This is a genomic window from Geomicrobium sp. JCM 19055 (genome assembly GCF_000698185.1).
GTDB classification, from domain to species: domain Bacteria; phylum Bacillota; class Bacilli; order Bacillales; family Marinococcaceae; genus Geomicrobium_A; species Geomicrobium_A sediminis.
The window spans coordinates 174,572-183,832 of record NZ_BAXL01000004.1 but is presented as its reverse complement, the minus strand read 5'-3'; the positions used below and the strand labels follow the sequence as shown (position 1 = coordinate 183,832).

At 41.0% G+C, this 9,261-nt stretch carries 14 protein-coding genes and 1 pseudogene; 9 read left to right on the top strand and 6 right to left on the bottom strand.

Features of this window, described 5'->3' with window-relative positions:
* Positions 1-10: 10 nt before the first annotated feature.
* The 5 genes from JCM19055_RS22895 to amaP all read right to left on the bottom strand — a co-directional run bounded on the left by JCM19055_RS22895 (position 11) and on the right by amaP (position 2,349).
* Positions 11-517, bottom strand: coding sequence for a hypothetical protein (locus JCM19055_RS22895; protein ID WP_052365971.1), 507 nt, complete (start codon positions 515-517; stop codon positions 11-13).
* A gap of 53 nt (positions 518-570) precedes the next feature.
* Positions 571-822, bottom strand: coding sequence for a hypothetical protein (locus JCM19055_RS22890; RefSeq protein WP_052365970.1), 252 nt, complete (start codon positions 820-822; stop codon positions 571-573).
* A 229-nt stretch (positions 823-1,051) separates the two neighbouring features.
* Positions 1,052-1,534: an Asp23/Gls24 family envelope stress response protein gene (locus JCM19055_RS05450; protein ID WP_042358881.1), complete on the bottom strand. Its 483-nt coding sequence runs from the start codon at positions 1,532-1,534 to the stop codon at positions 1,052-1,054.
* Positions 1,535-1,564: 30 nt separating this feature from the next.
* Positions 1,565-1,726 (bottom strand): hypothetical protein, encoded by a 162-nt coding sequence (locus JCM19055_RS28645; RefSeq protein ID WP_265181848.1) that lies wholly within the window; start codon positions 1,724-1,726, stop codon positions 1,565-1,567.
* Positions 1,727-1,791: 65 nt separating this feature from the next.
* Complete coding sequence (gene amaP, locus JCM19055_RS05445; protein ID WP_042358880.1) at positions 1,792-2,349, bottom strand: alkaline shock response membrane anchor protein AmaP; 558 nt, start codon at positions 2,347-2,349, stop codon at positions 1,792-1,794.
* A gap of 203 nt (positions 2,350-2,552) precedes the next feature.
* On the opposite strand from amaP, the gene JCM19055_RS05440 reads away from it, so the two are divergent.
* The 6 genes from JCM19055_RS05440 to JCM19055_RS05420 all read left to right on the top strand — a co-directional run bounded on the left by JCM19055_RS05440 (position 2,553) and on the right by JCM19055_RS05420 (position 7,647).
* The gene (locus tag JCM19055_RS05440; RefSeq protein ID WP_042358879.1) at positions 2,553-3,482 is read left to right on the top strand and encodes a manganese-dependent inorganic pyrophosphatase; all 930 of its coding nucleotides are present in this window, start codon (positions 2,553-2,555) and stop codon (positions 3,480-3,482) included.
* A gap of 135 nt (positions 3,483-3,617) precedes the next feature.
* Positions 3,618-4,367 carry a DeoR/GlpR family DNA-binding transcription regulator gene (locus tag JCM19055_RS05435; protein WP_042358878.1) on the top strand — a complete coding sequence of 250 codons (750 nt, stop codon included), beginning with the start codon at positions 3,618-3,620 and terminating at the stop codon, positions 4,365-4,367.
* Positions 4,364-5,305 (top strand): 1-phosphofructokinase, encoded by a 942-nt coding sequence (gene pfkB, locus JCM19055_RS05430; RefSeq protein WP_042358877.1) that lies wholly within the window; start codon positions 4,364-4,366, stop codon positions 5,303-5,305. The genes JCM19055_RS05435 and pfkB overlap by 4 nt, the downstream gene beginning before the upstream one ends.
* Positions 5,292-7,031 (top strand): fructose-specific PTS transporter subunit EIIC, encoded by a 1,740-nt coding sequence (locus JCM19055_RS05425; protein ID WP_265181847.1) that lies wholly within the window; start codon positions 5,292-5,294, stop codon positions 7,029-7,031. Before pfkB ends, JCM19055_RS05425 begins: the two co-directional genes overlap by 14 nt.
* A complete protein-coding gene (locus JCM19055_RS28640; protein WP_265181846.1) occupies positions 7,016-7,183 on the top strand; it encodes a hypothetical protein in 168 nt (55 codons plus the stop codon). Before JCM19055_RS05425 ends, JCM19055_RS28640 begins: the two co-directional genes overlap by 16 nt.
* Before the next feature lie 95 nt (positions 7,184-7,278).
* Positions 7,279-7,647 carry a hypothetical protein gene (locus tag JCM19055_RS05420; protein WP_238554301.1) on the top strand — a complete coding sequence of 123 codons (369 nt, stop codon included), beginning with the start codon at positions 7,279-7,281 and terminating at the stop codon, positions 7,645-7,647.
* 34 nt (positions 7,648-7,681) lie between these two features.
* Here the strand turns inward: JCM19055_RS05420 and JCM19055_RS27135 are convergent, their stop codons facing one another.
* Positions 7,682-7,834 (bottom strand): hypothetical protein, encoded by a 153-nt coding sequence (locus JCM19055_RS27135; RefSeq protein ID WP_193745059.1) that lies wholly within the window; start codon positions 7,832-7,834, stop codon positions 7,682-7,684.
* Between the two features lie 346 nt (positions 7,835-8,180).
* Between JCM19055_RS27135 and JCM19055_RS25200 the strand changes: the two are divergent.
* From JCM19055_RS25200 to JCM19055_RS05415, 3 genes and pseudogenes are all read left to right on the top strand, one after another.
* Positions 8,181-8,339, top strand: a pseudogene (locus JCM19055_RS25200) (hypothetical protein); the annotation flags it as partial.
* 49 nt (positions 8,340-8,388) lie between these two features.
* The gene (locus JCM19055_RS27130) at positions 8,389-8,565 is read left to right on the top strand and encodes a hypothetical protein (RefSeq protein ID WP_193745323.1); all 177 of its coding nucleotides are present in this window, start codon (positions 8,389-8,391) and stop codon (positions 8,563-8,565) included.
* Between the two features lie 78 nt (positions 8,566-8,643).
* Complete coding sequence (locus tag JCM19055_RS05415; protein WP_042358876.1) at positions 8,644-9,219, top strand: GNAT family N-acetyltransferase; 576 nt, start codon at positions 8,644-8,646, stop codon at positions 9,217-9,219.
* The last annotated feature ends 42 nt before the right edge of the window (positions 9,220-9,261 follow it).

Below are 9,261 nucleotides of genomic sequence, written 5' to 3'. Positions count from 1 at the left end.
GATCCTTTATTTAATATCCTTGTACAGCTAAGCTAACTTCTACAGCTTTTTTCCAAATCTGATGAAAGTCTTGTACAGATTCAAATCGCTCTGTCGAGTCTTTACTCATGGCGCGTTTCGCTACCTTGTGCATCGGACTACCCGCTAAGTTTTGATCTTTCCCTAATACAGAGAAGGCAATTGCACCCATACGGTATACGTTTGTTCGCGTATTTAGCTTCGTGTTTAATGTTAATTCTTCTGGGCTAACAAAAGGGGATGAAGGAAGGACATTTTCCATCTTGTTTATGTGCTCGTTTTTTTCATAATGATCGATGTTTACGATTTTTAATCGTTTGTTCGTCTCGTCATAAATCATACTCGCATTGTTAAAGCCAATGGCTACAAAGCTCTTCTGTTCTACTTTCTCGTGAAAAGTAAAGATCGTTTCGAGCAGCTGTAAACGTTCTTGTAGCTCTAGCTTTTCAAAAGGGTAGCGCCAAAGGTTTTCACCTTCTATCCATTCATACTCAAGCATATAGCCAGGGCCTACATCTTCATGGTGTGTTAACTTAACGAGAGATGGGTGTTTTAGGAACTCATAGCGAAGTTTGCCTTTTCTAGCTGTTCAACAGCGTCTTCGGGTTTGCCAAAGTAGAGCGCTGTCTTTGCTCCTGCATATTTAATATATCGTTTTACACCGTTACGATTAATACCGAAACAGAGGTAACCATCGTTTTTGTCTGGATATACAGCAAAAACCTTTCCAAATTTCTTGATCCAACGAAAATCATGCTTTTCATGTAAATGAAAGCGAACATCGTCAACGACATGTTCTATCATAGAATAAACCTCCATATTGATGCGTTTACCAAAATGTAACATAGTTAACGACGTAACATTAGGTGCAGAGGAGCTATTTTTATTGGCCAACTATAGTCGTAGGAATTATTAGTAAAGGAGACTTTGTATATAGGCGCGTAGGTCTAACATAGAGAAGACATGTTGATCTCTACTTGCTATTAAAAAAGCCCAAATGAAGGTGGGAACACCTTCATTTGGGCTTTCATGATTATTCGACGCGATCTGTCGTAGAGGTTTGGTTGCTGCGGTTTTCTTTCTCCTCGTATTCTTTGCGTGTGAGTACATCTTCAACGTGCATATTAAATTCAATAACTTCAAGTCCAGTCATTTCTCGAATGGCGTTACTTACATTGTCTTGTACGGTTTGATAGATGGTTGGAATGCTCTTGCCGTATTCAATAATAACATCAATATCGAGGGCGACTTGCTTTTCTCCAACTTCAGCAGAGATGCCCTTTGAAATGTTCTGTGTAGCACCAAATCGTTCAGATAAACCTTCAAAAACGCTGCCACTCATTCCAAGAATACCGTCGGTTTGTCTAGTCGCGATTGCGGTTACCTTCTTAATCACTTCGTCATCAAATGTTAGCTTGAATCGGTTCACTTCTTGAAGTTCCTGCTCTCGTTGTTCTTGAACTTTGATACTTTCCTTCTTAGGTTCAGTTCTTTCAGTTTTCGTTGCTTCAGCCATGGACAATCTCTCCTTTATTAGAATTAAAGATTAACGTCTGCGTTGAAATAATGCATTTACATACCCAGCAACATCGATGTCTCCATCAAACCATTTTCCGAGTATGTAACCGATGAATAAGAAGATGAAAACGGTTATTGCGACTGAGAGTCCTACAAAAAAAGTAAAGTAAGCTAAACAGAATTGCGGCAAAAATGCCGATGATTCGTCCTCTATACCGAGCGAATACTTCCTTATTGTCCATATTCCCTCCCTCCTTAAACTACTCGTTGTTTTTGACTATTGTCAGGCTCAGGTTCCTTAATGTTCACTTGGACCGTGGAGACAGCAACTTCTAAGAAGTGTTCAACATCTTCCTTTACTGCACGTTGCACTTTAGATGCTAGTTGTTGAACAGGCTCATTTCCGATGACTGAAAAACTGATCGCAATCTCGAGCGATTCTTCTTCTGAGTGAATACGAGAGCGTATTGTAATCGCCCGAATTCCTTCAAAACGTTTGACCGAACGATAGATTGTAGAATCAATGGTTTGTTGTGAAATCGACAATGTCCCGTTTTGCGTACGAACATCTAGTTGTCCCCGAGAACGTGGAGGTCCACCCATTCTAAAGCTGCTAAAGAACAAGATTAAGTTAACGAGAGCAATGAAAGAAAGAATACCGATTAATACCCAGAACAACTCTGCTGTATTGGGCCATAATTCGATTTGTAGCATGACGCTGTACACATCAAAAATTGATAGAAGTACTGCTGTGACAAGTAGTAGAGTTAAGAAACTGTTTAGCCCAATTATGAATTGGGTGAAACGATTCATGGCTTCACCTCCGTTACTCCATATATACCCCGGACGCCAACTCTGAAACTTGAATTGTATAAACTCTCATGCTTTTTACCTAGGTGAGGTGGAAGAAGTTTTATAAATTCATTTGAATGGTTACTACAAAAAATGTTATTCTCAAAGGTGTGAACAAATCGATGAATGATCTTATATAGAGATAAAACTAGGAGGTTCTACCATTGTCAAAAGCTATTGTTACGGGACATCGTAATCCAGATACAGATTCCATTACTTCTGCGATTGCTTATGCGTATTTTAAGCAACAAAGAGGTGCTGATGCGATTGCCGTTCGACTTGGAGAGATTAATAAAGAAACGGAATATGCATTAACGCAATTTAATACAGAAGCCCCAGTGCTTGCTTCAGATGATGTGGTTGAAGGACGAGAAGAAGTCATTCTCGTGGACCATAATGAATTCCAACAAAGTATAGAGAATGTCGAGCGTTTTAAGATTACTGAAGTAATTGACCACCATCGAATCGCGAACTTTGAAACGATGGACCCGCTCTATTATCGTGCTGAGCCTGTTGGCTGTACAGCGACAATCCTTCTTAAAATCTTCAAAGAACATCAAATAGAGATTCCAAAGAATATTGCAGGTCTTATGTTATCGGCAATCATTTCTGATTCTCTCTTATTCAAATCACCTACGTGTACAGATGAAGATATTGATGCGGCAGAAGAGTTAGCTCAACTTGCGGATGTTGATGCACAAGAATATGGTCTAAACATGCTAAAAGCCGGCGCAGATCTTAGTGAGAAGACCGTGAATGAACTCGTTACACTTGATGCTAAGGAATTTGAAGTCGGGGTTCATCGTTTAGAAATCGCTCAAGTTAATACGGTTGATGTTAAAGATGTCCTCAAGCAGAAGGCTGCAATTGAAGAGCGATTAGATGTAATCGTTCAAGAAAAAGGATTGAAAGTTTTCTTGTTCGTCATTACAGACATTCTGAACAACGATTCAACGATTCTTGCTTCAGGTACGGATCTTGATAAAGTAGAGCGTGCGTTTGAGACGAAGCTGGATGACAATTGTGCATTATTAAAAGGAGTCGTATCCCGTAAAAAGCAAATCGCTCCTGTTCTTATGAAAGAATTCTCATAAACGAAGAGAAGTATCAGCTGAGGCTGGTACTTTTTTTTGTTGAAAGAAATTGAATGTTTATGAATGAAATTGATTGACTGTGAATAATTTTGATTATAAACTGTTTGTAAGCGGTTTCTAAAAGAAGGTGAAATGATGTTATCAATTAAGCGAAAAGAAGCGATTTTAGAAGTTATAAAGAAACAGGATGTTGTTACAATCCAGCAATTAATTGATGCAATAGGCGCATCCGAATCAACAATTCGACGTGACTTAATTGAATTGGAGAAAGAAGAACAGTTAACGCGTGTTCATGGTGGTGCTTCATTACAAAAACGTCGTCATGATGAGCCGAGCATGATTGAAAAGACGACACGTAACAAAGAAGAGAAGCAAGGAATTGCGATGTATGCAGCAAAGACAGTGCAATCAGGCTCGTGTATCTACCTTGATGCAGGGTCTACAACGTATGAAATGATTCCTTATTTAGCTAATCGAGATCTTCTTGTCGTCACGAATGGAATCCAACACGTTCAAACGTTAATGGATTATGGAATTGAGACGTACATCATTGGCGGAAAAGTAAAGCCACAAACTGGCGCTTTAGTTGGAACGAAAGCGGTGGAAAGTTTGCGTTTCTATCGATTTGATTATGCATTTCTCGGAATGAACGGGGTTGCGCTAGATGGGTACACCACACCTGATCCTGAGGAAGCGAATGTCAAACAAACAGCGATGGAGAATAGCGCGACATCCTTTGTTTTAGCAGATCATACGAAATTCGATCAAGTTTCGTTTGCATATGTTCAAGCGGTTGAACAAGCGATCATCATCACGTCACCGCATACGGATAAGAGTAAGGTGAAATCGTTAGAGAAGTTGACGACAATCGAGGTGAGTTCATGATTTATACAGTGACGTTAAATCCCGCCATTGATTACATCGTGAACGTCACAAACTTCGAAACGGGTCGTTTGAATCGATCAGAGGCTGATGATAAGCAACCTGGTGGGAAAGGAATTAACGTATCGAGAGTATTGCAAAGGTTAGGCATTGCATCTACGGCGACAGGCTTTGTTGGAGGGTTTACTGGTGAATACATTCGAAGTGTACTGACGAGTGAAGGCATAGCGGAACGTTTCGTGTCAGTAGATGGCGATACGAGACTCAATATAAAATTAAAGACACTTGAAGAGACAGAAATTAATGGACGTTCTCCGGTAATCACTCAGAAAGACCTTGCCAATCTAGAAGGCTTATTACTAGGGTTAACCAAAGAGGATATCGTTGTTTTTGCAGGCAGTGTACCTGAATCTGTTGATCAGTCTATCTATCATAAATGGATCAAGTTATTAAGTGAACGAGGGGTACGGTGTTATTTAGACGCAAATGGCTCTTCATTAAAGGAAGCGTTAGCGGCGAAGCCGTATTTTGTGAAACCTAATCATCATGAGCTTTCAGAATTGTACAATCGTTCGATAGTAAGTTTAGAAGACGTTTATCAATATGGTTCACTGCTCAAACAAGAATACAACATTCCACACGTAATCGTTTCAATGGCAAGTCGGGGAGCATTATATTTTGCAGAGGATCAACGCGTATACCACTATCAGCCACCTCGTGGGAACGTCTTAAACTCCGTAGGCGCAGGGGATTCAGTAGTAGCTGGTTTCATTTATGCAAAGCACGTGAATGATGGCGGTTTAGACGCTGTACGCTTTGCTGTTGCTTGTGGTTCAGCAAGTGCATTTCAAATGGGATTTTGTGATAAGCAAGATGTGTTGGAGATGTATCGTAAAACGACAATGAAGAATTGGGAGGAATGTCGTCATGAGGATTACTGAGCTACTTAAGCAAACGACAATTGTTCTTGATGTGAATAGCCAGTCCAAGCAAGAGGTCATTGAAGAATTGATTCAGACGTTGAATGACGCTGGGGCAATTGAAGATACGGATTTGTTTAAAGAAGCGATTCTTCAACGTGAACGCGAAGGTTCAACAGGCATTGGTGAAGGTGTTGCTATTCCTCATGCGAAAAGCAAAGCGGTGACAACGCCTGCTATTGCTTTTGGTCGATCTTCTGCTGGCATCGATTACGATTCATTAGATGGTCAACCTGCACATTTGTTTTTCATGATTGCAGCGAGTGAAGGTGCTCACAGTGATCATTTACAAACGTTATCTCGCCTCGCTTCATTATTGATGGATGCAGAGTTCCGTGATTCACTTTTGCATGCGAGTAGTGAGGAAGAAATTCTATCCATTATTGATGCACAAGATCATGATGAATCTAATCATGATGAAAAGGTAACAGAAGATGCTCCGCAAATCGTTGCGGTTACAGGTTGCCCTACAGGCATTGCGCATACGTATATGGCAGCAGACGGTTTAAAGGATGAGGCGAAACGGCAAGGCATTACGATCAAAGTTGAAACCAATGGATCTGACGGGGTACGCAATGCCTTAACAGCTGAGGATATTGAGCAGGCTAGTGCAGTGATCATTGCTGCAGATACGAAAATCGAAAAAGATCGTTTTCATGGAAAGCGTCTCATTGAGGCACCCGTTGCAGCGGGGATTCGAAAGCCAAACGAATTACTTAAGAAAGCGTTACATCAAGATGCACCCGTATATTACCGGTCCGATCATCGAAATGACCAAGCCGAATCGGGCGGCTCAGCGAATAAAAAAACAGGCTTTGGATTTTATCGCCATTTGATGAACGGTGTTTCGAATATGCTCCCGTTTGTCGTAGGTGGAGGAATTCTCATTGCATTATCGTTTTTATTTGGAATTAATGCAGCGGACCCTAATGACCCAAGTTATCATCCGATTGCGGAAGCTTTAAGTTCAATTGGTGGCGATCATGCATTTGGACTGATGGTAGCCGTACTAGCAGGATTCATTGCGATGAGCATCGCGGATCGACCTGGATTTGCTCCGGGTATGATTGGTGGGTTCATGGCGACAACTGGGGATGCAGGATTTTTAGGAGGCTTGATTGCAGGTTTTCTTGCGGGGTATGTCATTTTAGGATTGCGTAAGTTATTCCAGAAGTTACCTTCAACGTTCGATGGCATTAAAACGATTCTACTTTATCCGTTGTTTGGGATTCTTATTGTAGGAATGATCATGCATTTCGTCTTAATTGATCCGTTAAATGCGTTTAATTCCGTATTAGAGAATTGGCTGAACAACATGCAGACAGGTAATATTGTTATTCTCGGCATTATTCTTGGTGGAATGATGGCCGTTGATATGGGAGGTCCAGTAAACAAAGCAGCGTTTACGTTTGGAATTGCGATGATTGACGCTGGCCAGTTCGGGCCACACGCGGCGATTATGGCAGGGGGATGGTGCCACCTCTTGGAATTGCACTCGCAACGACACTCTTTAAAGGCAAATTTACACAAGAGCAACGGGACGCAGGGAAAACGAATTATATACTCGGCTCGTTTTTCGTCACAGAAGGGGCCATTCCATTTGCAGCTGCTGATCCTGGTCGGGTCATTCCATCAATTATCGTCGGTTCATCAATTGCAGGTGGTTTATCGATGCTCTTTAATGTGACACTTATGGCCGGTCATGGGGGCGTGCTTACGATGTTAACTCCAGCGGTAACGAATACCCTCTTGTATGCAGTTGCCATTATCATCGGAGCAGTGGTGAGCGGTTTGATGATTGGGTTTTGGAAGAAAACAACGCCAGCAGCACATGTCTAATTGTTAGACTCTAGACACATCAACAGAACCGTCTGTTGTGCGTCCCTCAAGGAGCCATGCTACACTGAGTAGAGAATAGGTTAGAGGGGGCAATTGTGTTGAAAGAGAACGTTAAGCCATTACTCGTAATGTCTGCTTTGTTTGGTATTCTCGGCGTATTTATGGGTGGCCATCTTGCAGGAGCTGGAGATTATTCATTACGCGCAGTGCACGCACATGCACTTGTCGTTGGGTGGTTGTCTCTATTTAGTTGGGGGATCTATTATCAAATCTTCGGGTCACAAGGCTGGTTATCAAAGGTCCATACGTGGACAGCGATTATCGGAACGACTGGTTTAGTCATCGGCATGTGGGTGTACAACACAGTCGGTTCAACACTTACGATGATTTCATTTATTATCGGCGGTACAATCTTAATGATTAGTTATATACTGTTTCTTTTCATCGTTATCAAGCAAAAATAACAAGCAGGAATTCCTGCTTGTTATTTTTTTTTGATTAATATTCTTTGAGTACAAGCTCGAGTAAGTCAATTTGTTCATCGATCGCTGTAATTGGAGTTGTCATTTGGAGATTCTTTAGGGCGGCTGCTTGTTGGCGTAAACGCTCTAATTCACGGGTCATTAGAAAACGTTCCTCTGCATCTAGCATAATCAAGCACCTTTTTTCTTATGGAAGTAGTTGACCTATCTATAGTGTACCCATGAATAGTAGACAAAAAACGTTAAGGCTTATGAATCTCAAATTCTTCTTCATTCACGGCTTCACAACTTTTTTTAAACAAACGTTTTATTAAATCTAGAGTTTATCTTAGTAGGCGTATGTGGTTTCTTAAGAAAACGGGCATTAAATTAGGTTGTACTACAGTCGAAAGCAGTGCAGTTGAATCTACTATGTAAGAGCGTTAATGAAAAGGAGGACTGTGCTGTGATTATTATAATTTTTGGAGACGTTGGCTCAACTGGTTGTGTAAAGGCTCGTTTCGTCGTTATTAAAACGTTTAAAAGAACAAAGTGTTGAAGTAACAACGCCATTTGGGGTGACATCAGGCACGTTAGTTGCTGTACGAAAAGACTATATAGTCGTCATTGAAAATAGTGAACGACAAGTGTTAATTGCAATCCGGAAGATTGAGACGATCCAGAGCGTTTCATAAAAGGAGGGAAGAAGATGTTTTTTTTATCGATTGAAAAAAAGAACTTTACTTGAAGTTAGGTACCCGTATTGAAGTAACGACGGATAACAACTTTATTGAAGGTATGCTTATTACTGTCACGAGCGAATATATTGGACTAGAAGTGAACGATGGCTATGGAAGTGGCGATGTCATTTATGTTCGATTACGCGAAATTAATCAAGTGTGGGATCAATCGTTCGTGTGATAGAATGAATAGCAAGTTGAGGGAGCGTGAGAAATGCATTTCGCTCCTTTCTTATTTATCTAAAGGAGGGTGTCACAGTTGAATCCGATTATGATTGAATTTCCTGATGAGCTTTATACAGAACGATTGTACATAAGAGCACCACGTTTTGGTGACGGGAAAGTCGTGTATGAGGCATTAAAGCACTCAAATGAAGCGCTAAAACCGTGGATGCCATTCGCTCAAAAAGTGCCAATAATGGAAAAAGTCGAAGAGGAAGTTCGTCAAGCACATGTGAGGTTTTTAACGAGGGAAGACCTACGATTGCATATTTTCCATCGTGAAAGTGGTCAGTTTGTAGGATCTACAGGATTACATCGAATCAATTGGAATGTGAGACGATTTGAAATTGGTTATTGGGTTGATCAACGTCACGAGCGGCAAGGATTTATCACTGAAGCGGTCCAAGGCATTACAACGTTTGCTTTTCAGGTGTTAAAGGCAAATCGCATCGAGATTCGCTGTGATGAGTTGAATCGGAAAAGTCGTGCTGTTCCAGAACGATTAGGGTTTACGTTAGAAGGAATCTTACTAAAAGACGACGTGGCCGTTAATCAAAAGAATGAATTACGAAATACGTGTATCTATGCGAAAGTCTCAAAAGACACGGAATAAAGCGAGTCGAAACGGTTCTTCGACTCGCTTTATTCTGTAGTT